At 68.5% G+C, this 23,481-nt stretch carries 18 protein-coding genes; 7 read left to right on the top strand and 11 right to left on the bottom strand.

Translation table 11 applies throughout. From position 1 onward, the window contains the following. Positions 1-90 precede the first annotated feature (90 nt). Complete coding sequence (locus AB0M01_RS32445; RefSeq protein ID WP_363676290.1) at positions 91-867, top strand: tetratricopeptide repeat-containing protein; 777 nt, start codon at positions 91-93, stop codon at positions 865-867. 506 nt (positions 868-1,373) lie between these two features. Here AB0M01_RS32445 and AB0M01_RS32450 read toward each other — a convergent pair. After that, entirely contained in the window at positions 1,374-3,137 is a 1,764-nt protein-coding gene (locus tag AB0M01_RS32450) for a diadenylate cyclase (protein WP_363676291.1), read from the bottom strand. 137 nt (positions 3,138-3,274) lie between these two features. Between AB0M01_RS32450 and AB0M01_RS32455 the strand changes: the two genes are divergently transcribed. Together AB0M01_RS32455 and AB0M01_RS32460 are read left to right on the top strand one after the other, a co-directional pair. Continuing rightward, complete coding sequence (locus AB0M01_RS32455; RefSeq protein WP_363676292.1) at positions 3,275-3,925, top strand: hypothetical protein; 651 nt, start codon at positions 3,275-3,277, stop codon at positions 3,923-3,925. A gap of 840 nt (positions 3,926-4,765) precedes the next feature. Next, complete coding sequence (locus AB0M01_RS32460) at positions 4,766-6,088, top strand: cytochrome P450 (RefSeq protein WP_363676293.1); 1,323 nt, start codon at positions 4,766-4,768, stop codon at positions 6,086-6,088. Positions 6,089-6,110: 22 nt separating this feature from the next. On the opposite strand, the gene AB0M01_RS32465 is transcribed toward AB0M01_RS32460, so the two are convergent. From AB0M01_RS32465 to AB0M01_RS32485, 5 genes are read right to left on the bottom strand one after another with little or no spacing between them, the layout of a single operon-like run. Beyond that, a complete protein-coding gene (locus AB0M01_RS32465; RefSeq protein WP_363676294.1) occupies positions 6,111-6,362 on the bottom strand; it encodes an acyl carrier protein in 252 nt (83 codons plus the stop codon). Positions 6,363-6,382: 20 nt separating this feature from the next. After that, entirely contained in the window at positions 6,383-8,041 is a 1,659-nt protein-coding gene (locus AB0M01_RS32470) for an acyl-CoA dehydrogenase (RefSeq protein WP_363676295.1), read from the bottom strand. Beyond that, positions 8,034-9,743: an acyl-CoA dehydrogenase gene (locus AB0M01_RS32475; protein WP_363676296.1), complete on the bottom strand. Its 1,710-nt coding sequence runs from the start codon at positions 9,741-9,743 to the stop codon at positions 8,034-8,036. The genes AB0M01_RS32470 and AB0M01_RS32475 overlap by 8 nt, the downstream gene beginning before the upstream one ends. Then, on the bottom strand, positions 9,740-11,422 hold the full coding sequence (locus AB0M01_RS32480; protein ID WP_363676320.1) for a fatty acyl-AMP ligase: 1,683 nt from the start codon (positions 11,420-11,422) through the stop codon (positions 9,740-9,742). The genes AB0M01_RS32475 and AB0M01_RS32480 overlap by 4 nt, the downstream gene beginning before the upstream one ends. A gap of 2 nt (positions 11,423-11,424) precedes the next feature. Beyond that, on the bottom strand, positions 11,425-12,228 hold the full coding sequence (locus AB0M01_RS32485) for an alpha/beta hydrolase (protein ID WP_363676297.1): 804 nt from the start codon (positions 12,226-12,228) through the stop codon (positions 11,425-11,427). Positions 12,229-12,497: 269 nt separating this feature from the next. Here AB0M01_RS32485 and AB0M01_RS32490 point away from each other — a divergent pair, with 269 nt between their 5' ends. Next, a complete protein-coding gene (locus AB0M01_RS32490) occupies positions 12,498-14,930 on the top strand; it encodes an L-tyrosine/L-tryptophan isonitrile synthase family protein (RefSeq protein ID WP_363676298.1) in 2,433 nt (810 codons plus the stop codon). 68 nt (positions 14,931-14,998) lie between these two features. On the opposite strand, the gene AB0M01_RS32495 is transcribed toward AB0M01_RS32490, so the two are convergent. Further along, the gene (locus AB0M01_RS32495) at positions 14,999-18,154 is read right to left on the bottom strand and encodes a hypothetical protein (protein WP_363676299.1); all 3,156 of its coding nucleotides are present in this window, start codon (positions 18,152-18,154) and stop codon (positions 14,999-15,001) included. A 200-nt stretch (positions 18,155-18,354) separates the two neighbouring features. On the opposite strand from AB0M01_RS32495, the gene AB0M01_RS32500 reads away from it, so the two are divergent. Continuing rightward, complete coding sequence (locus AB0M01_RS32500; protein WP_363676300.1) at positions 18,355-18,582, top strand: hypothetical protein; 228 nt, start codon at positions 18,355-18,357, stop codon at positions 18,580-18,582. 33 nt (positions 18,583-18,615) lie between these two features. Here AB0M01_RS32500 and AB0M01_RS32505 read toward each other — a convergent pair whose 3' ends face one another. Continuing rightward, positions 18,616-19,470 (bottom strand): class I SAM-dependent methyltransferase, encoded by an 855-nt coding sequence (locus AB0M01_RS32505; RefSeq protein ID WP_363676301.1) that lies wholly within the window; start codon positions 19,468-19,470, stop codon positions 18,616-18,618. A 111-nt stretch (positions 19,471-19,581) separates the two neighbouring features. Here AB0M01_RS32505 and AB0M01_RS32510 point away from each other — a divergent pair, with 111 nt between their 5' ends. Then, a complete protein-coding gene (locus AB0M01_RS32510; protein ID WP_363676302.1) occupies positions 19,582-20,271 on the top strand; it encodes a helix-turn-helix domain-containing protein in 690 nt (229 codons plus the stop codon). On the opposite strand, the gene AB0M01_RS32515 is transcribed toward AB0M01_RS32510, so the two are convergent. Next, positions 20,257-21,603 (bottom strand): hypothetical protein, encoded by a 1,347-nt coding sequence (locus tag AB0M01_RS32515; protein ID WP_363676303.1) that lies wholly within the window; start codon positions 21,601-21,603, stop codon positions 20,257-20,259. The genes AB0M01_RS32510 and AB0M01_RS32515 overlap by 15 nt on opposite strands. A gap of 194 nt (positions 21,604-21,797) precedes the next feature. Next, entirely contained in the window at positions 21,798-22,187 is a 390-nt protein-coding gene (locus tag AB0M01_RS32520; protein ID WP_363676304.1) for a nuclear transport factor 2 family protein, read from the bottom strand. Positions 22,188-22,272: 85 nt separating this feature from the next. Between AB0M01_RS32520 and AB0M01_RS32525 the strand changes: the two genes are divergently transcribed. Further along, on the top strand, positions 22,273-22,656 hold the full coding sequence (locus tag AB0M01_RS32525) for a helix-turn-helix domain-containing protein (protein ID WP_363676305.1): 384 nt from the start codon (positions 22,273-22,275) through the stop codon (positions 22,654-22,656). Here the strand turns inward: AB0M01_RS32525 and AB0M01_RS32530 are convergent, their stop codons facing one another. Continuing rightward, positions 22,657-23,430 (bottom strand): alpha/beta hydrolase, encoded by a 774-nt coding sequence (locus AB0M01_RS32530; RefSeq protein WP_363676306.1) that lies wholly within the window; start codon positions 23,428-23,430, stop codon positions 22,657-22,659. It lies immediately after the preceding gene. Between the last annotated feature and the right edge of the window lie 51 nt (positions 23,431-23,481).

Consider the following 23,481-nt stretch of genomic DNA (forward strand, 5'->3'; position numbering starts at 1 on the left):
TGGCCACGATGGGCGGTCCTCCTACCCCACGTCCTCACAGCCACCAGCCTCGCCATCACGGACACCGAGCCGAACTCCAGAGATGTCGCAGTGCAGACATCGTGGCTCCTCGACGGAGCAGCAACCTACCTTCACGAACATGGGCGCCTGCAGAAAGCCAAACCGCTGTTCGAACGCGCCCTGCGAATCGACGAAACCATCTATGGCCCCGACCACCCCAGCGTCGCCACCGGCCTGAGCAACCTCGCCCTGGTGCTGCAAGACCTCGGCGACCCGGCCGCCGCACGGCCCCTTCTCGAACGCGCCCAGCGAATCGACGAAACCACCCACGGCCCCGACCACCCCGAAGTCGCCACCAAACTGAACAACCTCGCCATGGTGCTCCAAGACCTCGGCGACCCAGCCGGCGCACGGCCCCTGCTCGAACGCACCCTCCACATCGACGAAACCACCCACGGCCCCGACCACCCCGAAGTCGCCACCGACCTGAACAACCTCGCCCTCGCGCTGCACGACCTCGGCGACCCGGCCACCGCACGGCCCCTGCTCGAACGCACCCTCCACATCTACGAAACCACCCACGGCCCCGACCACCCCGAAGTCGCCACCGACCTGAACAACCTCGCCATGGTGCTGCGAGACCTCGGCGACTCAGCCACCGCACGGCCCCTGCTCGAACGCGCCCTCCACATCTACGAAACCACCTACGGGCCTGACCACCCCACCGTCGCCGCCACCCTGAACAACCTCGCCGTGGTTCTGGAAGACCTCGGCGACCCGGCCGCCGCACGGCCCCTGCTCGAACGCACCCTCCACATCGCCGAACCACCTACGGCCGGGACCACCCCACCGTCGCCACCAGACTGAGCGACTCGCCCTAGTGACAGATGCGCGCTCAACTCCGCCGAGCGGGGTCGAACGGGCGGCCTTCTCATTACAAGGGGGAACGACAGTGTCGCATCCGCTCTCATCAGGCGTCTTGGGCTTTGCGACTCCCGCCTAGCGGGCCGAGATTCTTCATCTGTATCCGTGTGTTGATGCCACAGAAGATGCCACGCAGTGTGGCTCGAACCAGCCGGCAGGGTTCTCGACGCGCCTGACTACAGACTGGTCGTCGCCGCATCGGCGGGGCGCCTGTGGATAACTCCCGAGCCTCCACTCTGCGGCGTCGCCCCCTTGGACAGGACCTCGGGGTGAGGCGACTCCAGCAGGACTCGTCACGTGAGGTCGCACGCCTCCCGCATGAGCCCTCGCCGCCGACGCGGGAGGCGTGGACTTGATCCACCGCAGTTCAATCCGAAGGCGTGCACCGACCTAGAGTAGGCGTCGCCCCATCATCGCCGGGACGCAGACCAATCCGGAGTACTGATCCCTCAGGTCTCCGCCTCAAGGTCTGTGAAAAATTCGCTATCCATTCGGGGATCGATCTCAAATGGCGCGAGGTAGACCCGCATCTGCGATAGGCGTTCGCGATTATCCTCCGCCTTCTGTGTTGCGGCATTTGATCTCTCGACTTGATCTTCATTTAGGTAGAAAGCCAGCCGCTCGACTTCCTTCCGACATTTGTAGATCATCTCAAAATTTGGCGGTTCGGCCGCTGCAGCGACCTCCAAGCTACGCACAGCATCCTCGACCTGCGAAGCCGCCACACGAGGTGCCAATTCCGGATATATGTCAATCATGCCGTCTTCCGAAACGATGAGAACCACGCACGGGACGCGCGTGGTCTGCACGTATCGAATCGCCGAGTTGTAACGCGCCCCCCTCCCCGCGTCACCAACTCCCGCCGCGCTTCCATCAAGAATAACACCGACAGCATGACAGGTCCCATCAGGCGCCAAGAGCAGCGATCCATCAATGCTGGTAAACGACTGAAACATATCGGCAGGAATCTGCTGCGGCTCAATAGCTATCGCTTGCGGAGCCAGGCGCGTCGTCTCCTCGGCCGCGGCATCACTGATCACCAACATCGTCCCATGCGGAGCCTGCGAGGCGACGAGCGCAATCTGCCAGAGGTGACCTGCTTCAGCGTCATCTATGGCCGTAAACACGCGCTTGATAGTGTCCAGAAAGCGCCTCTCGGAGATAGGAGGGCGGGGAACGACTGGATTGCTATGCACGACTCTCATCAGAGGAGTTCCACAGTGCTCCAATTCCCAGGTGCCGCGCGCCACAACAGAGCACCTGAATACATCCTCAGTTGCACCATCGTACGCATCTGAGACTTCCCCAAGGCCATAAATGCTATCGCCATCACAAAGTAGATCTAATCCAGGCCTCGTTAATTCGAGCACCTTGCGAAATTCGCGGCCGGCCGTCACATCGACCGGATTCAGGAGGCGAATAGCGACACGTACGTTGGGGTGATCCTTCTTAGCCAGGCAAAGAGCTCCAGCTCCCGCCCGGCCCTCGTAAGGCATGGTGACGAGCTCACTCATACCCTCATAGAAACTATGCGCGAGGAAATTCCCGGTCATAGTCGCGACCGAATACACCAACGCCTCAGCGGCCGCGCGTACTGCATCCTCAGCCGGCCGCTCACTAAGCATCGTCAGATGCGATGGCGCCTCGCGGAACGCCATCGATTTCGTCGCGATCGTCAGGAGTTGCTCAATAACGCCGATAGGAAGCGAGACAGTCATATGCATGTTGGTGTGCTTTGTCGTGCTGAGCCGAGGAAGGCTGCTGATAGCGTCTGAATCCACAGAGATCACAGGGTGGACTTCGTGTTCCTCGACCCTCTGCGAATATCCGACAAAGAACACACGCCCGGACCCGCCGGGCGCGGCCGCCAGCGCGGCCGCCAAGGCGTCCGCCCGATGACGATCCCTGTATCGTGCATGGCTGGACGCGTTCAGCCCCGGGTCGGAATGAAACATCCGCGCATCACTGCTCGCTCCGTAACGAGCCTGGCCATCCTCACGAACCCCCGACAGATCCGACGGCTTGATGCCTCCCGTCTCTGGCTCCACGCAAATGGGCAAACGGTTCGAATCTTCCGTGGCGCGGAACCCTACCAGCATGGCTGTTGGATCCAGAGCCACACCTATGCGTTCGAGCGCCCGCTCTGCCGCGCCTTCGAAGGACATCCGGAAGTGCGGCTGATAGCCCCACATGAACTGATCGATCGTCCGCACGTCATCACAGTAGTGTCATCCTCGCCTCAGGTGCACCTTCCACCTGCAGGTTCATCAGATCACGTTGAGCTGCGGTGCGAGATGCTCACGAAGTAGTCAGTCTCGTGCCGTAGCCCGTCCGACCGCCTAGGAGACAAATGCCGCCCACACCTGATGCCGCCTCATGGTTGACGGTCATCCCCGTGGCTCTTGGGTCGTCGGTCATTGGGACGGTCCTCGGCAAAGTGCTCGACCGGTCAGTCTCCCGCAATGAGACAATCCGCGACGGATACGCCGACGCAACCAAGGCGCTCAACGCTTGGGGACAGTTCCCGTTGCGGATACGCCGAAGAGTGGATGACGAGCCCGCGACTCTCGTCCGTCTCGAAACTCTAGGGTCAGAGATCCAAGCATCCCTCGCCTACGCAACGGCTTGGGTGTCGGCCGAAAGCGCTGAACATGGCCTGATCTACGACCGACTGGTTCAGATGCTGCGCGCTGAGGTGACCATTCACGCTCGACTGGCTTGGGCAGCGACCCCCGCCGCAACTGGCGCAGCCATGAACATCGCCGGCAGCCCTCAGACCGACGAGGAGCCCTCGGGGATCGCACCTGCGGAGTGGTTGGCGGTGCAGCTCTTCGCCTCGGTAATCCAGTACAGAACGGGCTGGCGTCGCTACTTCTGGATCCGCCCACTGCTCCGTCGCCGACTTCATCGACTGCGCATAACTGAACGCGTCGACGAAGCCTTCAAATCTAGGTCCGCCAGACTCTTGCACCGATCTCTGCATGACACCAGCGACAAGTGAGGTGCAGCCCCAGCCGCCACATGATCGGGGCCTTATCGAGGCGCCAACTCATCAGCCTGCCGGGCTGGTAGTGCTTGACCATCGCCTGCGTCAGCTGGCGCGAGTGCAGATAGCGCATCCGGTTCGCAGTAGTTCGTAGCACAGGAGAGTCCCGGCGACAGATAGGTTCTCGATGCGTAGGGGTCCTAAGAAGCCTCGACGACGACCACACGGTCGAGGAGCTCCATCCAGACCCCAGCGCAGACGCGACAGAGTCCGGCGGGCTCGTCTTGACCTGGACTGAGGTGAAGAAGTGACGGCAGTCACTGTGCTGTTTCGAGGGGCGGCGGAACCTATAGTAGTTGCGCCACCTTCGCGCAAGTGCGCAGCATCCGTCTTCCGAGATCAGGTCAGGTGACGGCGTCGCCGTTCCTCAGGCCAGTGAGCACAACAGACACATGACGTCGTGACGGATCGCGTCAACATGACCAGAACTACTTACGGAGTAGCTACTAGGCCGGACCGCCGGCGCCAACCTTCGCCTCGTTGCACTCGAAGCCTCTGCTCGCCCAGCCGAGCCAACGCTGCGCTTACCGTCCGGACCTCAGGCGGCAGCTCTCGGGATCCGACGGTCTTGCCACCGTTGACACGTAACCGGCAAGCTACAGTCCGAAGTAGCCGTCATCGCCGGCTGCGCGCCATGAGGGATCGACGAGTTGGCGAGCGGTTGGTGGCGCTGCCGGGGCGGCGGCGAAGCCTGTGAGCTAACCCATGGGACTGGTTCGGGGACTGAACTGGCGGCTAGAGAAGTGGGGCCGGAGTTGTCGCCAAGCGGAGCGAAGTAGGCCAGAGATTCGTGAGTTGAGGCGTGATTGCGCGGTCCATCCCGCTTCTAATCCGTTGGTCGCAGGTTCGAATCCTGCCGGGCGCGCCCCTCTGACCTGGGTTCCGATCTATGCTGGCGCGATGCCCGAGGTAGTGCAGAGTCCAGAAGCCTTGTTTCTGCTCGGCGAGCTGACGGCGATGGAGGGTCGGGCGGACCCGTACCCGCGGTATGCGCGGCTGCGAGAGATCTCGCCGATCGTGCGGGCTCAGGACGGCGCGTTGGCCGTGACCGGCTACGCGGACTGCGCGCGGGTGGTCCGCGACGAGCGGTTCGCGCACATGCCACCGGACAACCTGCTGGCCTTCGTCGGATTCCCGGACTGGCGCGACCATCCGGCGCTGCTGCATCTCTTCACCAGCATGATCACCCTCAACCCACCCGACCACACCCGGCTGCGCCGGCTCGTGGGTTCCGCGTTCACCGCACGACGGGTGCAGGGGCTGCGGCCGGCGATCGAGCAGATGGTCGACGGCTTGCTCGACCAGTTGAGCGGCGAGGTCGACTTCGTCGACTCCTTCGCGTTCCCGTTGCCGGTCAACGTCATCGGTGAGCTCCTCGGCGTACCGGTGCAGGATCGCGGCCAGTTCCAGTCGCTGGTGGGCGACTGGGCGCAGGTGCTCGAGGTGATCTCCCCTGAGGTGGTGAGCCGAGCGGATCCGGCCGCCGCCACCATCCGGGACTATCTCGCCGGCCTCGTCGAGGAGCGCCGCCGGAGGCCTGCCGACGACCTGATCAGTGCGCTGGTCCAGGCGCAGGCGGCCGATGACCGGCTGACCGACGAGGAAGTTCTGAGCAATGCGGCCTTCCTGTTCGCCGCGGGCTTCGAGACCACCACGAACTTGCTGTCCAACGGCTTGGCCGCGCTCCTCGCGCACCCCGACCAGTTGAAGCTTCTCGCCGACCGCCCCGAGATCGCCGGGGCAGCCGTCGAGGAGCTGCTCCGATTCGACAGTCCGGTCCAGATCAGTAGTCGAGTGGTGACCGAACGGGTCGAGATCGCCGGCATCACTGTCGAGGAAGGCGAACGGGTGCTCGCCTATCTCGGTGCGGGCAACCGTGACCCCGAGCGGTTCGCTGACCCGGACCGGCTGCAGCTGGATCGGCCGGACAACTCACCGCTGTCGTTCGGCGGCGGCCTTCACTACTGCCTCGGCGCGCCGCTGGCCCGCCTGGAGGCGCAGATCGCGCTGCCCGCGCTCGTCCGCCGCTTTCCGGCACTGGCTGCGGCCGGCCCTGGTCAACGTCGCAACAGCTTGACCCTGAAGGGATTCAGCTCGTTGCCGATCTGCACGGGATAGGCGAGCGGGTCGCGGCGGTCGGCTAGGTCGTGGCGGCTGCCGTCACTTCCGTCGCGATCGCCTCGATCGTGGGGTTGTCCCACACGAGGGTGGCGTCCACCGGTGTACCGAACTCCTCCTCGACGTCGCCGGCGATCCCCAAGGCGTAGACCGAGTCGATGCCGTAGGTCATCAGGTTCTTGTCCGGCTCGATCTCGGCGGGGTCCCGCTCGACGTAGAAGGCGATCCGCTCGGTGAGCCAGGCGATCACCGTGTCCCGGTCGATCGATGTCATGCGTCCTCCAGAGGCGATGGTCAGGTGAGCACTGTCGTTTCGTTCAGGTCGAAGGAAATGCCGTCCCGTTCCCGGCGGATCAGCTCGCGAAGCAGCCAGTCGGTGACGCCGGTGGGCAGGGCTGCAGGGTGGCCGCCCAGGTGCCCACGGAGCCGCGCCAGGACGGCGGCGAGCCACCGCGGGTCGCCGGCGAACGGATTCCCCCTGGCCTGAGCGGCCCGCCAGGAGCCGAGCCCAGCTGCCGCGGCCAGAAGCAGGGTGTACCGCCTAGCCAGGGAGAAGGTCTGTGGACCAGCCAGCGGGCCCCGTTCTCGCGGGGGGATGGCCGCCGAGTCCGTCGCGAGAGTCTGCAGCTGGCCGCGAAGACTGTCGAGCTGGTCGTCCTGGGTCTGCCCCGTGACCAGGAGCCCGGCCAGGTCGTCGTGTCCGCCGGCGCTGAGGGCGAGGCGGCCGAGATCGAGCGGAGGCAGGCTTTGCCCGGTGTCGAAGAGCGACGGTGGCGGCGGCGCCGGATCCTGCCACGCGTGCCGGCCGAGCGCGGGCAGCTGCGAGACGATGGTGAGCAGGCAGGTCGCCTCGCTGGCGTGACCGATACTGACCACCGGGAGGTCACGCAGGTGCTTGCCGAAGATGGCGTGGTCGCCTTCTCTCAGGTAGTAACGGGCGCCGAGCACGACCGCGAGGTCGTCCATCGCCTTGGTGAGCAGATGCGCACTGAGGTACTTCGCGGCGGCGGAGTGGACGGACGACTGTGCCGGGAGCACGTGCAGGCCACGGCATGCGGCTGCGGCGAGCGCATCGACGATCAGCAGGTCGGTGAAGGCGCCGGCGAGGACCTGTCGCGCGTGCGGCAGGTCGAGGACGGTACCGCCGTACAGGTGTCGTGACGCCGCGAAGCGCAGAACAGTGCGCAGAGCCGTGTCCACTGCTCCGACGGCGAGACCGGGGAGAACGGCACGGGTGACCTGAAACGACCGAAGGGCGGTCTCCACGCCCGCGCCGGCCGCACCGAGCAGCGTGGTGGCCGGCACCGGGTGGTCCACGGCGCGCACACCGCCGAGCTGGACTCCTCGTACGCCGCTTGTCCGGGTGCGTGGCAGATAAGCCAACCCGGAGCCGTCGACCTGATCCCGCTCGATGAGCAGAAGCGAGTACGCGCGAGGACCCCCACCGTCACCGGTGCGCGCGAAAAGGACGAACGCCGCTGCCCGCGAGATGTTGCTGATCACCTGTTTCTCGCCGGTGAGCCGGAGCTGGCCGGCGTCCGGCCTGGCGACGAACTCGTTGCGGCTGAAGTCATTGCCGTGCTCCAGCTCGTGGTACGCCACGGACAGACGCTCGCCGGACATCAGCAGGCCGCCGACGTGCCTCTGCTGGGCCGGCGTGCCGGCGCACCAGACATTGACGGCCGCCATCAGTGAGGTGATCCCGTACCCGAGTCCCAGGCTGGTGTCCCGCCGGAACACCGGCCGGACGGCCTGCACCAAGCGGTCCACGGTTGTCAGCCGCCCGCCGAGCTGGGCAGGCACGAACTCGGCGTTGAAGCCCGAGCGGGTCAGCAGCTCCTCGCCCGCCGCGAGGAGCTCGCCGCGCTCGTCGGCGCGCAGGACCTGCCACGTGCCGACCGGGTTGGCGGTGTCGCGGGCATCGCCGAGGAGAGACTCGAGATCGTCAGCCATCAAGCCCACCAAACAAGGAGAAGAGCCGACCGTCGTCCGCTTGCGCCGTCAGCAGCTCCCACAGCGCCTGGTCGGCCTCGGGCTGGGCGGGTACGGACTCGCCGAGAGCGACCAGGATCCGGCCGAGGACCGCGGTGAGCCAGTAGCCGTCGTACCAGCCCTGCTGGGTGCCGACGTTGGCGAGCCAGAGGGCGATCGCCGCCGCGCCGGCGTAGCAAAGCGTGAGGTGGCGCGCTGCCTCCAGGTGTTCAACAGGCGCCCCACCCCTGGCCAGCGGCAGGCCCGCGATGGTGTCGTGGAGGCGATCGGTCCGCTGAACGAGCATGCCCGCGAGTGCGGCGACACCGACCAGACCTGGCCGCCGTACGGCCAGGTCGGTGAAGGCACGGGACGCGTCGGCCAGGGAGGTGAGCAGGTGGAGGCCGTTCGGGCAGATCAGCCGGAGCCGCTCGGGGTCGTGGCGGGGCACCGGTCGGGTCACGTCCACAACTTCGTCCAACTCCGACCATGGCTGCTGCCGGCGGTAGGCGCGCGTCAGGACGGGAAACTGATTGACCACGGCGTGCAGGTTGACGACGGTGCTGCCGTCGAAGAGCGAGACGATGCGGGCGTCCCGCGCGACTTTCTGAAAGTCCGCGTCCGCGAAGATCGAGCGAGCACCGAGCAGACGGCCGAGCGCGGCCACGCTTGCCTCAGCCTGGACCGGGAGGAGGTACTTGACGGCTGCGCTGGCCAGGCTCAACTCCTCCGGTCGCCAGTGGATCATGCGGCTGCTGACGACGGCGACCGCCTCCGCGCAGAGATGGTCGGTGTAGGCGTCCAGCAGGACCCGCCGCGCGGCCGGCAAGTCGGCCAGGTGGCGGCCGTACAGTCGCCGCGAGCGGGCCCAGGCAGCGGCGATCCGCAGAGCGTTCTCGCCGACCCCGAGGGCGAGGCTGGCACACATCGTCCGGGTCAGCTGCAGGCCTTTGAGCACGATCTCGAGGCCAGAACCAGGTGCCCCGAGATGGGCGGCTGCGGGCAGCCGCGCGTCGGTGAATGCGATGCCGCTGATGTCCGCCCCGCGGATACCGTGAGTACGCACCTTCGGCAGGCACCGCCAGGTGCCGGGTTCGAGCTGGTCCTTGTCCACCAGGAGCACACCGAAGCCCCGCGGCCCACCCGCCGGGTCGGTACGGGCCAGCACGGCCACGAGCCGGCCGCGGGTAGCGTTGTTGATCAGCCATTTCTCGCCGGTGAGCTGGAAACCGCCGGCTCCCGGTGTCGCGGCCAGCTCACTGGCGAGCAGGTCACTGCCGTGTTCGCTTTCGGTCAGGGCCCACGCGACCTGCGTGCCGTCCAGAATCCGGGCGGCCAGGTCCGCGCGTTGCCGCGGCGTCCCCGCCACCCAGGCCGAAACCGCACCGAGGAACGTCTTGCCGTATCCGACCGCCACCGTCAGGTCCCGTCGGGCGACGAGGCGGATCAAGTGCAGGAGCTGCTCGTAGGACTGCAGCCGCCCACCGTGCTCTGCCGGGACGAAGTACTCGTTCAGCCCCCACGAGGTCAGGGCCGCGCAGCTCGCCTCGGGAAACTCCTCCCGCTCGTCGAGCCCCAGCGAGTTCGCGTAGGAGAACGCGACGGCCGGATCGGTCGGGTCGCCCAGGTACCGGTCCAGGTCCCGGGCCGGGCCGAACGGGTCGTACGACGCAGCGGTGGTCATGCGCCCGGCAACGTGTGCAGCGGCTCGAGCAGGCCGCCGACGTACAGGTCCCGCATGTGACCCCGACGGATCTTGCCGCTCGTCGTCCGCGCGACAGAACCCCGGTCGACCAGTACGACGGTGGGCGCCGGCACACCGGCCGAGTGCACGACCGCCGCCTGGATCCGCGCGGCGAGGGCCGGCAGAGCGACGGTCGCGGGCTCGCGCACCTCTTGGACGAGCACCAGCTGCCGGTCGTCCGCATCGCGAGCGAACGCGGCACCGACGCCGAGCGCGGGGTCCGCGCGGGCGACGTCCTCCAAGTCCTCCGGATAGATGTTGCGCCCATTGAGGATGATGAGGTCCTTGAGGCGCCCGGTGCAGAACAGGTGGCCGTCCATCAGGAAGCCGAGGTCGCCGGTGCGGAGAAACGGACCGTCGCCGGTCGCGGTACGGGCCTGGAACACCGCATTCGACTCCTGCTGCCAATAGCCGGAGGCCACACTCCCACTGCGCAGCCAGATCTCTCCGACCCGCGAAGTGGGCAGCTCGGCCAGCGACTGCGGATCGACGATCCGTAGGTCGGCGTCGAGAGCCCCGCCACAAGCGACCAGCTCCGTCCCATCGGCGGCCGGTACGGCGTAACCCTTGCGCAGGGCCTCGGCGTCGAAGGCGCGGATCACCGCCCCGCGATCCCGGTCGGCTCCGGTCACGATGAGCGTCGCCTCGGCCATGCCGTAGACGGGCATCCATGCGTCCGGCCGGAATCCCAGCGGACCGAGCCGCTCGGCCACCTGGCGGATGGTGCCCGGCCGGACCGGCTCCGCACCGTTCATCGCGACCCGCACCGAACTGAGGTCGAGACCGGCCAGCTGAGTCTCGGTGACCCTTCGCAGACACCAGTCGTACCCGAAGTTGGGCGCCACGATGATGTCGGCGCGATAGCGGCTGACCATTTCCAGCCAGCTGACCGGTCGCTTGACGAAGGTGGCGGGTGCGGTGAAAGCGACGTTCAGTCCGGCGTACAGGGGCTGGAGCAGCATGCCGATCAGTCCCATGTCGTGGTAGTGCGGCAGCCAGCCGACGATCGTGCCGTTGCGTGGCCGGCCCAGGTGCGTCCAGATCGCGTGTTCGTTGTGGACCAGGCTCGCGTGCCGCAGTACGACGCCCTTGGGCTCGCTGGTCGATCCCGAGGTGTACTGCAGGAACGCGATGGTGTCGGGGCCGATGCCTGGAGAGGACCAGCCCGCACTCTCCGAAGCGGTCATCGTGTCGGTCGCCACACAGGTGATCGGCGGCAGGTCGATTGCCGCCAGCTCCCGGATCAGCACCTCTCGCGTGGCGGCATCCGTGAGGACCAGGCTCACCTCGGCATCCCGGACGATGGCGCGGCACCGGTCCAGTCCGCGCGGATCTTCGGACGGCAACGGCGCGGGCACCGCGATCACCCCGGCGTAGAGGCAGCCGACGAAAGCAGCCACGAAGTCCAGGCCGGCCGGATAGATCAGCAGCGCGGTCCGGCCCGGCGACGAGTTGTCAGCCAGCCAGGCCGCGACCGCGCGGGCCCGTGCGTCGAGATCGGCGAAGGAGAGTCGCTCCTCGACCAGTTCGCCGTCGACCGGCCGGACGTAGGCCAGCCAGCGCTCGTCGCCGTACTTCGCAACGCTGTGCCGGACGGCGGTCACCAGGTCTGGATGCATCGTCACCTGCCCGAGGAGAGCCGCGTGGTCAGTGCCCGCGCCTGCGCGGCCAGCGCCGGACCGAAGATCTCCGGGCGGTAGATGTAGGAGGTGTGGTGCCCCGGGATGCTCACGACCTCGCAGTCGAGCAGCTCGGCCAGCGGCGGGACCGTCCGGGCGTAGTTGTACCCACCCGCCCGGCTGCCGTCGCCGAGGGCGAGCCTGATCCGCACCCGGTTGCGCAGGGCATCGAAGTCGGGAAGGTACGAGACCATCGCCATCAGGTCGTTGCGGAAGACGAAGTCGCCGTCGGCCAGCGTGCGTTCCAGGAACGTCGGCCGGATCTTCAGGGCGAAGTCGCGGCCCATGTACTCCATCCAGGCCCGCATCGCGGCGACCGGACCATCGACACGGTTGAGCTCGTACATGTCCTGGAAGAAGGCGAGCTGCTCGGCTGCGTCGTCCAGCACCCGCACGGTGATCGGCTCGTGGGCGAGCAGCGCTTCGACCCGATCCGGATGGCGCGCGCAGTACTCGAACGCGATCGAGGCACCACCGCAGGTGCCGAAGACGACCGGGCGGTCGGCCCCGGCCGCTTCCAGCACGGCCGACACATCCGCGGCCTGCTGCTCCATCCCACCGTCGCGCGAACCCTGACCGGTGCTGCGGTTCAGCCCGCGCCGGTCGTAGGCGATCACCCGGAACTCCTCGGCCAACGCGGGGACGATCGCGGCGAAGCTCGCCGCGGTGCCACCGGCGCCGGCGATCAACAGCAGATCCGGGCCGTCACCGTGCGTCTCGTAGTAGAGCTTCGCGCCGTCTGTCACAGCACATCCCGTGTACACCGGCGTCATGTAACCACCCACCGGTTCCATCGGCCCCACTATTCAACGGCAACGCAATTGCCACCTGCGTGACACCCCTGGGCGTCTTTACTGCGGCTGTGCTGGACCTTGACGGTGAACTGCCTGCCGCGGTGTCGAGTGACCCCCTGTTGCGCTTGTACGCGGCGGTCGCCGGCCCGAACGGGCCATGGCCGACCCATCCGTCCTATCCGGAAGGCACCTTGACGGTGCCGCTCGACACCTTTGCCGGTGTGGCCGGTCCGCGACTGGTCGAGTCCGTGGTGCGGCCCTTGGTGACCGCCTTCCGGGTGGCACTCGATCGGTACGGCGTGGTCCTCGAGACCGACCCACGGAGCGTCGCGGTGGAGGTCTCCCGCCGAGGCCGCGCGACCGGGCGCGTCGTGTTCTCCAACCGGACCGCGACAGACGTGGACGAAGCGGCCCGCCGACTCGCCGGCTGCCTGGATCTCGTCGCAGGTTCGCCGGCCGCCACCGGCGATTCGCACCTCGACGTGTGGCGGCTCGCCCGGGCCGAGCTGCGCTTCCTGCGCCCCGCCACGGCCGGCCTCCTCCGCGGCGACCACCCACTCGCCGATCACATCCACTCGGTCGCATCGGCACAGGACGATGTCCTGCGGCAGGTGCTCGACAGCGTCGAGAAGAAGGCCCGGCGGCGCAGGTCGGATCCAACGCTGCCGCGGCCGGCGGTGATGCTGGACCTCGATTTCGTCGTCCTGGACCCACGGCGCCGCATCCGGCACGCGGCCCGACAGGTCTGCGGCGTCCGGCCTGGGGCACCCCACGGCATCCCCGAGTTCACCAATCCGGAACTGCTGAGGGTGCTGCCCAACCCCCATCCACCCGACTGGGCGCGGTTCCTCGACCTGAACGGGCTACGGCAGGCATATCCGGCGGTCGACTTCGAAACGCTGCGAGAGCAGTTCTTCCAGGCATTCCATCGGCCCTGGTCGAACCTGACCTGGGACGACCTGGCCGAAGGTGTGGTGCGGTTCGTTCGCGACGTGGAGAACCGTGGTGGCACGGTGGTCTACAACACCGGCCGGCGCGAACGGGTTCGAGCGCAGACCGAGGCGGCGCTGGCCCGTGGCGGCCTGCTGCGGCCAAGGCTGCTGATGATGCCCGACGACCGCACCCGGCCAGTGGCCGAGCTGAAGGCCTTGCACGCCGCCAAGGTGTCCGACGTTGACGTCGTAGCCGTCTTCGACGACCTCGCCGACAACCTCCAGGCACTGGCGCAGGCACTGCCACAGGCGCACCTCGTCGCGGTCACCCCACCGGGGTACGTACCTGGCAGCGACCTGGAACGCCTGGACACGATCCACACGTTCGAACGGATACCGCACCCGACGCATTCACCGGCCCTGTCCCACGCCACATCGATCGCGCACCTACCGCTCGGCGAGCTGAGAGCCCGGCCCCTCCTCGCCGAGCACGCCGTCCGCCTCGACCAGGCCGCGTCCACCGCACTGGTGGATCGCCTGGTGACCAACGCGCTGGCCAACGCGGCGGAGACCGCTGAACGCACCCGGCGACAGCTGCCGGACGCCCCGGCGCTACGGCTCGTCCACCACATCCTGACCCGCAAGCAGTTCCGCCGCGGCACGCGGGCGGCGTACCCACCGGAGGTCGCCGCGCGGGACATGCTGCCGTACATCGAACGCGGTGAGCCGATCCAGATGGTGCTTCCGGCCTTTCCCATCAAGCAAGCGGACAGCCGCCTGAAGGCTCTCGGCACCCTGCCCGACCTCGCCGAACTCGGTCTGCTCGTACGGTTCCGCGAACTCGCCGCGGCGGTGGCAGCCGCCTACCCGCCCGGCGTCCGGATCACCGTCCTCACCGACGGCAACCACTTCCGGCTCCGGTCCCGCACAGCCACCGCCGAGTATCTGCGGAAGGTCTCCGACTACGTCGACCTCGTCGGGGCCGAGGAGATCGAGCTGCGAGACATCGACGAGGCCGCGGCCGAGCAGCTCGGCCACGACGCCGTCCGGTCCCGGTCCGAAGTTCTCGCCGCACACCACACGAAACTGGCTGATGCCTACCGTGACCTCGACGTCACCGTGGACCCCGCCGGAGCGCTCGTCCGGTCGTCCGACCTCGATCCGGCCGGACCGCATCCGCCGGGACTCGCCCTGCCGGAAATCTTCCGGTCACTGGTCCACTCGGTGCCGACGCCCACCGGCACCGGAACCGACGACTGGGACGCCATCATCCACGCGGACCTCTACAACGTCGGCAGCGCCGTACCACCAGACGTGGCGCAAGCCCGCCGAGCGGTCCTGCGGGCCGCCTGGGACGCCGCACTGCGGTACGTCGCGGTCACCCGCGCCGATCACGACCTCGGGTACGACCAGATGTTCTGGCCACGCGTCCGGCTCACCCTGAGCACCTCGGTGCCGGAGCGGTGCGGATTCGCCGGACTCGGCGGCTCCGCGGTACCACCCTGGCAGGGCACAGCCGCTGTCGACCCCCGCGGCCACATCTCGACCGACTTCGTGGTCCACCTGCGCGACCAAGGATTCGTGCCGGTGTACTCGCCGCTGCTCGGCGACGAGCAGCCATGGTTCATGGCCCCGATCACCATGACCGAGCCGCTGGACCTCCCCGGCCCCAACCGCTTGATCCCAACGTTCCAGGACCGGATACGCCTACGCCGACGCTGAACCCGCGTCCACCCGACATCCTGCCGGGCGCGCCACCGATGCCGGTGACCAGCGGCGCGCCCGGAGGGCTAGTTCAGGTGCCCCCAGTCGACGGCCGCCGACAGGTGGTTACCGGTGAAGGACTGGCCGGTCGAGGTGGTGCAGTAGAGCTTGTCGGAGCCGACGCGGCGGCAGAAGTCCGCCTTTCCGTCGGCGTTGAAGTCGGCCCAGGCGCGTCCGGAGGGGGTGCCCCAGTCGGTGTTGCCGGAGCTGATGGCGGCACCGAAGCCGGTGCCGGTGGACGGGGTGCAGGTGATCCGGGCGTCGGTGTGGTTCGCGGTGCCGACGATCCGGCAGAAGTCCGCCTTGCCGTCGCCGGTGGCGTCGACCCAGGCGCGGGTGCCGGTCTTGCCCCAGTCGACCGGTGCCGAGATGGTCGCGCCGAAGCCGGTGCCGGTGGACAACGTGCACGAGACGTGGCTGTTGGTGGGCGAGCCGACCCGGCGGCAGAAGTCGGACTTCTGGTCGCCGTTCACGTCGGCCCACACCCGATCGGCGCCGAAGCCCCAGTCCAGCGGGGCGGAGCGGTACGTCGTACCGAAGCCGGTGCCGGTCGAGACCGTGCAGGACGCGTACGCCGCCGTGTGGTTCGCCGTCCCGACGATCCGGCAGTAGTCGGCCTTGCCGTCGCCGTCGAAGTCGGTGAACGCCCGTCCGGCGTGGAATCCCCAGTCGAGGTTGCCCGAATTGACGTCGGCGCCGAAGCCGGCCCCGGTCGAGGGTGCGCAGGAGACGAACGCGTTCGTGTGGTTGGTGTCGCCGCGGACCCGGCAGTAGTCGGCCTTGCCGTCGCCGGTGACGTCGACCCAGGTCCGGCCGACCGGCTCGCCGGCGTCGATGACCCCCGACATAGGTTGTCCGCTGAACCCGTCTCCGGTGGACAGGGTGCAGAAGGCGCGGGCGTTCTTCCGGTTGTCGGTGCCACCGATCCGGCAGTAGTCGGCCTTCTTGTCCCCGTTGAAGTCGACCCACTGGCGCCCGGTGGGGTACCCCCAGTCGACGACGTTCGACACCACGCTGGTGCCGTACCCCGTGCCGGTGGACGGCGTACAGGACAACCGGCTGCTCTGCTGGTTGACCTCACCGACGCGGCGGCAGTAGTCGGCCTTGCCGTCGCCGGTGAAATCAGTCCAGGCCAGGCCCGTCGGCTTGTACTCCATCAGGTCGGCCATGGAGCTCTGCGGTACCCGGGCGAGCGTGCCCGATGCGCAGCCGGTCCACTCGGGACAGCCGGCCAGGACCTCGACGCCACCGCCGACGACCTTGTAGGCGATGCCGTTGTCACTGAGCACGACCGTGCCGTCCCGGGGAACCTTTGGCAGCAGGTTGTACTCCCGCGTCGGCATGGACCTGACCTGCCGGTCCCAGTCGGCGCCGAACCCGGAGTCGACGACCGCCTGCGGGCTCCAGAACGGGACCGGGGCGCCGCCGACCATCTGCGAGACCGGTGTCGCCTGGCCGCCACTGCGGCCGACGACGAGGGTACCGTCGGCCGGCACGGTCGGGATCAGGTTGAAGGCACGTCCGGGGATCGCGCGGACGTGCTCGGACCACTTGGCGCCGTACCCGCTGTCGATCAGCTCCTGCGGGTTCGCGAACGGGACCCGCGCGCCGCCGACCATGACGGCGACCGGGCTGCTGCCGTTGGTGCCCTGGATCAGGGTCCCGTCAGCCGGTACGTCGGCGGTGATGGCGTTGAAGGCCCGGGCCGGGATGCTGTTGACCTTGCTCGCCCAGTCGGTGCCGTACCCGGCGTCGATCAGCTCCTGCGGGTTCGCGAAGTTGATCCGCGCGTCACCGACCATGGTGGCGACCGGAGTGCTGCCGTTGGAGCCCTGGATCAGCGTGCTGCTGACCGGGGTCTTCGGGAACAGGTTGAACGCGCGCGCCGGGATCGAGCGGACCTTGCCCGGCCAGTCGGTGCCGTGTCCGGCGTCGACGACCTCCTGCGGGTTCGCGAACGGAATCACCGCGTTACCAGCCAGCGCGGCGACCGGCGTACTGCCGTTGCTGCCCTGGACGAGCGTTCCGTCCCGCGGCTCGAAGCCGATCAGGTGGTAACTGAGGCCGCTGATGATCACGACCTTGCTCGCCCAGTCGGTGCCGAAACCTGCGTCGATCGCCTCCTGCGGACTCGACAACGGGATCAGCGCGCCGCCGACCGTCATCGAGACCGGCAGGTCGGTGCCGTTGGACCGGGCCTGCACGAGGTTCATGTCGGCCGGTTTGCGATTCATGTGGTCCCGGGCCTCGATCGACCAGGTCGAGATCTTCACCGGGTTGCCGCAGTTCACCGGCGCGGCGCAGGAGTCCTGCTTGATCGGGGCTCCGCCGACGAAGATGTACTTCGACCCGACCTGGTCCACCGCGGTGGAAGCGTTGCGTGGGGTGGCCGGGCCGGCGTTGATGACCGCCTGGGTGGTCGGGCGCGGTTGCGGCTGGCAGATCCCGCCGTCACAGGTGGACTGCCAGATCGGCGCGCCGCCGACCATCTTGTAGATCCGCTTGGTGTCGGTCGTCGACAGCACGGTGCCGTCGGCCAGACCGTGCACCGAGGTCACCGGCTGCGGCCCGGTCGGTGGACTCACACCCCCGCCGGGCGGACCCGAAGCTCCGCCGGATCCCTTGCCGATCGGGCACTCCCGGACCGAGTTCGTGTAGGTGCAGATCCCCGACGCCCACGGCTGCATGCCCTGCGTGTCCTGCTCGATGCACCGCTCGAGGCTCTGGTCGGGCTGTACGCCGTACCAGACCGTCTTGATCGTGGCGTGCCGCCAGACCACCACGCCGCCGACGAAAACATGGCCGTTGGCCGGCGAGGTGACGGTGTCGGAGAACGTGCGCGTCTCGGACATCGACACGTTCTTGTTGAAGCTCCCCGACACCTCGACGAACTTCGCCGCCGAGAGCCCGCCGTCGACGGTGACCTGGGTCGTTTCGGTGAAGGTCTGGGTCTGGGTGACGAGCTCGGTGACCGGCGCGACGCCGCCGAGGTACTTCGGTGGGTTGTTGCCGCCTTCGGTAATGCTGAAGCGGTAGCTGGTCTCGACGGACGTGGGCGGCAGCAGGTTGCCGCACCTGAGGTGATCGCGGTCCGCGCCGGCGGGCAGCACGCTGCCCGGCAACGCGATCAACGACGCACCGAGAACGGCCAGCAGTGCGATCGCCGGTCTGAGTTTTCGCATCTCTTGCTCCCACGGGTTCGGGTCTGGGTCGGGAGACTGTAGGCAGCGGGGAGAGTCGTTCTCCGACGATTCGCACAACGCTGAAAACCTTGACAACCCGGGCGCACCGGCCGTTCCCCCGCCGGGCTCCGTCCGCGACCACAGCGTTCCCACGCCCGCCCGAGACGCGGGCCGGGGATTGGGCGCATACTGAAGGTCTGATGGAGCCTTCTCGCGCGACGACGCGTCGTCACCTGCCCACGAGTCCGTTCAAGCCCCGGGAACCGAAGCCGATCAAGACCTTCGAGGAAGGCGATCGGGTGTCCCACGACAAGGAAGGGCTGGGCCGCATCAGTGCGGTCGAGGGCACCCACGCGGTGATCGTCGACCTCGGTGGCGGCAAGCTCATGCGGGTGATGGCCCCGTTCGACAAGCTGCACACACTCTGAACCTGCTCGCCGGCCTTCGCGCGAAGGCCGGCGTCAGCGGGTCCCGGTGACCACGAGCATCTCGCACGGGCCGACGAACCCACCCGCGGTCTCGAACTGCGCGAGCTGCTCGGTGATCTCCTGCCACGCGGCGTCCCGTCCGGTCTCGTCGAGCCGGGACAGCATCTGGTGCAGCGCCCCGAACGACTCGCGCTCGAAGCGCACGCAGTCCGCGGCCGTGGCCATCCGGACCGGGGAGTCGACCGTCGCGACCGTGACGTCGCGGAATCCTGCCTGGGTGAACGCCTGCTCGGCGGCACCTGGCCCGCCGAGGCTGAACGGTCCGGGCTGCCCGGGCAACGGCGACGGGAGTTCGGCCCGGCGGCGGATGATGCCGACCGGGATCGAGAAGAAGCCGTTGTGGTCCGGCGTGGAGTAGACGATCGCGGACAGCCGCCCGCCGGGGCGCAGCGCCCGGTGGATGCCGCGCAGCGCCGCCTGCTGGTCCGGGAAGTAGATCAGCCCGACCCGCGAGATCGCCGCGTCGAAACTGCCTTCAGCGAGCGCCGACAGGTCCTCGCCGTCCGCCTCGAGCGTCTCCACCCGTACGCCGGCCTCGGCCGCCACCACAGCGGCGTACGAGAGAATCGCCGGCGAGATGTCGGTCGCCAGGACTCGGCCATCAGCGCCGATGAGCCGCGCCGCGGCCAGGGTCTGCCCGCCCGCGCCGGCCGCGACGTCGAGCACCTGGTCCCCCTCGCCGATGCCGGCCGCCTGCAGCATGGTCGTGGTGGCCGCGCCGAGCCAGTCCTCGATGGCCGGCCCCCACCGGTGCCACGCCTCGGCGGCGTCCTCCCACTGGGCCCGCGTGGTCCGCTTGAACACGTCCGGGTCGAATGCGACGGTCATGATGTCCCCCTTGCTGGATGAGGCTTCCAGCCCATCAGCAACGGTCCGCCGCTCCTAGTACAGGTTCTGGACCTCGGTGGTACAAAGGCTGGACCGAGAGCACAATGAGGCATGCGCGAGTACGCCCAGTACTGCCCGGTGGCACTGGCCAGCGCTGTGCTCGCCGACCGGTGGATGCCACTGATCGTGCGCGAGCTCGTCCTCGGCAGCCGCCGGTTCAACGACATCGACCGCGGCCTGCCCGGGATCTCCCGGACGTTGCTCAAGCAGCGCCTCGAACATCTGGAACGCAAGGGCGTGCTCGACCGCGTCCCGGTCGCCCGTGGTCACGAGTACCAGCTCACGCCGGCCGGCCGCGACCTGGAGACGGTGATCATGGCGATCGGCGAGTGGGCCGTGCGCTGGATGTTCACCGAGCCGGAGCCGCGCGAGGTCGATCCGGTCACGCTGACCTGGTGGATGTCGCGCCGGATCGACGAGCACGAGCTGCCGGGTCAGCGGGTGAACATCGAGTTCGACTACCGCGGCGACGACCCGACCCGGATCTGGCTGGTCCTCGACCAGCGCGAGGCGTCGGTCTGCACCGAGCACCCCGGCTTCAGCTCCGATGTCGTCGTCACCACCGAGCCGGTGGCCCTGATGCGCGTCTTCTCCGGCATCGTCACGCTGGCGCAGGCGACCGCCGAGGGCAGCGTCGTCCTGACCGGGCCGCCTCGGCTCCTGCGCGCTCTGCCGACCTGGTTCCTGTGGAGTCCGTTCGCTCCCGCCGTACGGGCCAGGGCTGATCTACAGACCCTGTAGGGCGGCCGAGAGCCGGTCCAGCGCCGCCCTCCGCAGCCGCGGCGGGTCCAGGTCATCGGCTCGGAGCTGCGCGTACGCCAGCACCAGGCTGTGCAGGCGATACCGCCCCTCGACCAGGTGATGTCGCCGCAACTCCCCCAGCGCTACCTGCGCTGAAGCCGCGTCCAAATCCCCCAGCGCCGCAGCCTCGTTCACGTCGAACGACGCCCCCGGGTGCAGCGCCAGCAACCGCAGCAATCGCTGCAGCGCCTCCGGCAGCCGCTGGTACGACAGGTCGATCGCAAGCACCACCTCTGGGTCGAGCCGCCGCTCGCCGTGCCGCTCGTCCAGCCGGTCCGCGTGATCAGTCAGCGTCCAGCCGGTCATCGTCCGCATGTGTCCAGCGACCAGTCCGAGCGCCAGCGGCAGGTGCCCGCAGCGACGAGCGATCCGCTCAGCTGCGTCCGCTGCCGACCCCACCTCGACACCGGGCACAGCCACCGCCAGGTACTCCGCTGCTTCCGCCGTGCTGAAGCTGTCGACTCTCAGCGTCCGCTCGAAGTCCAGGTCGAGCCTGCTGGTCACCAGCGTCGGGCTGCTGGAGAGCAGGTCCTCGACCTGCAGCGGGTCAGCCGCGTTGTCGAGGATCACCAGTGTGCTGCGGTCCTGCAGCCGCTCCCGGTAGAGCGCGGCTCGGTCAGCGAGCCCGTGCGGCACCTTATGACCCGGTACGCCGAGCAGCCGCAGAAAGCCGTCGAGCACAGCGCCCGGCTCAGCAGGCGGTTGCCCCTCGTGGAAACCGCGCAGGTTCACGAACAGCACCCGCTCGACCGTCCCGCGCAGCAGGTGCCCGGCCTGCGTCGCCAGCTGGCTCTTGCCGACGCCGGCCATCCCAACGATCGCCACCGGCCCTGGACTGGTCAGCAGCTTCGCCAGCTGCTCCAGCTCCGCCGTACGGCCGGTGAACTCGACCAGCTGCCCCGGCAGCTCGTCCTGCACCCGGACCTGCGCCGCGGCCTCCACCTCACCACTGATCACCCGCAGCGCCTGCCGCCAGTGCGCCATCGCACCGGGATCCGGGTGCAGCGCGCGGACGATCGCGGCGACCAGCTCGGTGTTCACCCGGCGGCGTCCCTCACGGAAGCAGTCGGCGACCGTCGTCCGCCGGGCCAGCTCCCCGGCCGGCTTCCCCGCGGCCTGCCAGGCCGCGTTGATCCGCGTCGTGATCACCTCGTACGACGGGTCGCCGGCCCACACCTTGAGCGCCCGCAACGCCTCGACCAGCTCCGCGAGGGTGCCGGCCTGGCCCGGGTCCGGTGGCGATCCGACAGCACGGAAGCGCTCGGGTCGCATCCGGGGACCTCCCTGGTGGGCGCGAACGGGTCGGTGGCCGTTGGACGCGCTGCGTCGGGGGAAAGTTCGGACGATTTTCGCAGACGGGTGACTCGCGCGGCGTGGTGCGGGGCGCGAGCCTTGGCTGCCCGGATCGGAGGAGGGGACGGGAGCCTTGGCTCGCGCTGGTATTTGCAGTGGTGCTCGAGGGGTGGTCAGCCCCAGAAGGTGTCCTCGGCCGGTTGGTCCGCGGAGAACAGCCACGCCTCGACGATCTGTCCGTCCGCGACCTTCAGCAGGTCGACGCCGTCCTGGTCGAGTACGGCGCCCTTGCGCTGCGCGCTGAAGTGGATCTTCGCCGCCACCAGGTCGCCGTTGCCCATCGGCGGCGCGGTCAGGGCCAGCTCGAAGCTGCCCTGGCTGATCTCCATCATCGCGCCGATCATCGCGTTCACCGCGTCGGCGCCGCGCTTGTCGCCGGACAGCTGGTTGGCGCCCGGCTGGTGCCAGACGATCCCGTCGGCCAGGTAGCCGCCGACCTTCGCGAAGTCCTTGGCGGCCAGTGCGTCGAAGTACTCCTGGACGACCTTCACGGCGTCGCTCATCGTGCTCTCCTTCTGCTGGGTTGCTGCGGTCGCCTCCAATACTTACGATTAGTGACCAATAACCTCAACGTAACCAATGGGGATCATGACCACGAAGTACGAACCGCCGCCCGGTCGCGACTGGAGCGTGCTGTCGAAAACCTGCCCCTCCCGCAGCTCGCTGGCCCGGATCGCCAACAAGTGGACCGCGATGGTCGTGACCGTGCTCGCCGACGGCCCGCAGCGCTTCGGCGACCTGCGCACCGTGCTCGAGGGGATCAGCGGCAAGGTCCTGACCGAGACGCTGCGCGACCTCGAGCGCGACGGCATGCTCACCCGTACGGCGTACGCCGAGATCCCGCCGCGGGTCGAGTACGAGCTGACCCCGCTCGGCCGCACGCTGATCGAGCCGGTCAGCGTCCTGGTCCGCTGGGCCGAGCAGCACATCCCCGAGGTCCTGGCAGCCCGCGACGCGTACGACGACCGCTAGCTAGCCCAGGAAGTGCTTCACGAGCGCCGGAGCGAGCACCTGCGGCGGCACCTCGTGGAAGCTGCCCTCCAGCGCCTCCACCCGGCTGTCCGGCATAGCAGCCGCAGCAACGCCCACCGCCCGCTGCAGCCACTCCGGGCTCGCCGTACTGTGCAGCGCCAGCGTCGGCTGCTCCACAACACCCAGCAGCTCGACCGGCACCGTGCTGTCCCCCAGCTGCAGCCCGTCGTACACCAGCGTCGGCGCGATTGCTTCCAGCGCCGGCCAGTACGGCGACGCCTTCATCCCGTCGACCTGGTCCTTCGGCTGCCCGACCGCCTCCACCATGAACAGCTCCAGCGCACCACCCGGGTCACCGGCCGCGACGTACTCCTGCAGCCGTTCCAGGTACCGCTCCGGCGGCGCCGGCGCACCCTCCACCCGGAACGGCGGCTCCATGATCGCCAGCTTGTCGAACGCCGACCCAGCAGCAGCCGCCCGCAGCAGCACCATCACCCCTGACGAGTCCGCGTACCCGTACGACGCCCGCGTGGCAGCCCGGACCGCCTCCAGATCCTCAACCTCCCGCTCCACGGCGTACGCCGCCTGGTCGTCGGAGTCCCCGCGGCCGCGCCGGTCGTAGCTGATCACCGTGAACCACTCAGCGAGGGCCTCGGCCCGCGGCCCGTAGTACGAGCGCGCGGTGAGCGCACCGGCGACCAGCACGAGCCCCGGGCCCGAGCCGACCGCGTCGTACGCGATCTCGGTGCCGTCGGCGGAGATGACCTTGTCCATGAGCCTGCCTTTCGTTCGACTACCTCTGCGTCGAACGACCGACGGCTTCAC

Source organism: Kribbella sp. NPDC051770, from assembly GCF_040681455.1.
In the GTDB taxonomy this organism is placed as follows: Bacteria; Actinomycetota; Actinomycetes; order Propionibacteriales; family Kribbellaceae; genus Kribbella.

Excerpts from the sequence above, each read along its gene's own strand:
- AB0M01_RS32455 (WP_363676292.1), top strand. The coding sequence starts at position 3,275 with ATGCCGCCCACACCTGATGCCGCCTCATGGTTGACGGTCATCCCCGTG.
- AB0M01_RS32465 (WP_363676294.1), bottom strand. The coding sequence starts at position 6,362 with ATGACATCGATCGACCGGGACACGGTGATCGCCTGGCTCACCGAGCGG.
- AB0M01_RS32470 (WP_363676295.1), bottom strand. The coding sequence starts at position 8,041 with ATGGCTGACGATCTCGAGTCTCTCCTCGGCGATGCCCGCGACACCGCC.
- AB0M01_RS32475 (WP_363676296.1), bottom strand. The coding sequence starts at position 9,743 with ATGACCACCGCTGCGTCGTACGACCCGTTCGGCCCGGCCCGGGACCTG.
- AB0M01_RS32480 (WP_363676320.1), bottom strand. The coding sequence starts at position 11,422 with ATGCATCCAGACCTGGTGACCGCCGTCCGGCACAGCGTTGCGAAGTAC.
- AB0M01_RS32495 (WP_363676299.1), bottom strand. The coding sequence starts at position 18,154 with ATGCGAAAACTCAGACCGGCGATCGCACTGCTGGCCGTTCTCGGTGCG.
- AB0M01_RS32500 (WP_363676300.1), top strand. The coding sequence starts at position 18,355 with ATGGAGCCTTCTCGCGCGACGACGCGTCGTCACCTGCCCACGAGTCCG.
- AB0M01_RS32505 (WP_363676301.1), bottom strand. The coding sequence starts at position 19,470 with ATGACCGTCGCATTCGACCCGGACGTGTTCAAGCGGACCACGCGGGCC.
- AB0M01_RS32510 (WP_363676302.1), top strand. The coding sequence starts at position 19,582 with ATGCGCGAGTACGCCCAGTACTGCCCGGTGGCACTGGCCAGCGCTGTG.
- AB0M01_RS32515 (WP_363676303.1), bottom strand. The coding sequence starts at position 21,603 with ATGCGACCCGAGCGCTTCCGTGCTGTCGGATCGCCACCGGACCCGGGC.
- AB0M01_RS32520 (WP_363676304.1), bottom strand. The coding sequence starts at position 22,187 with ATGAGCGACGCCGTGAAGGTCGTCCAGGAGTACTTCGACGCACTGGCC.
- AB0M01_RS32525 (WP_363676305.1), top strand. The coding sequence starts at position 22,273 with ATGACCACGAAGTACGAACCGCCGCCCGGTCGCGACTGGAGCGTGCTG.
- AB0M01_RS32530 (WP_363676306.1), bottom strand. The coding sequence starts at position 23,430 with ATGGACAAGGTCATCTCCGCCGACGGCACCGAGATCGCGTACGACGCG.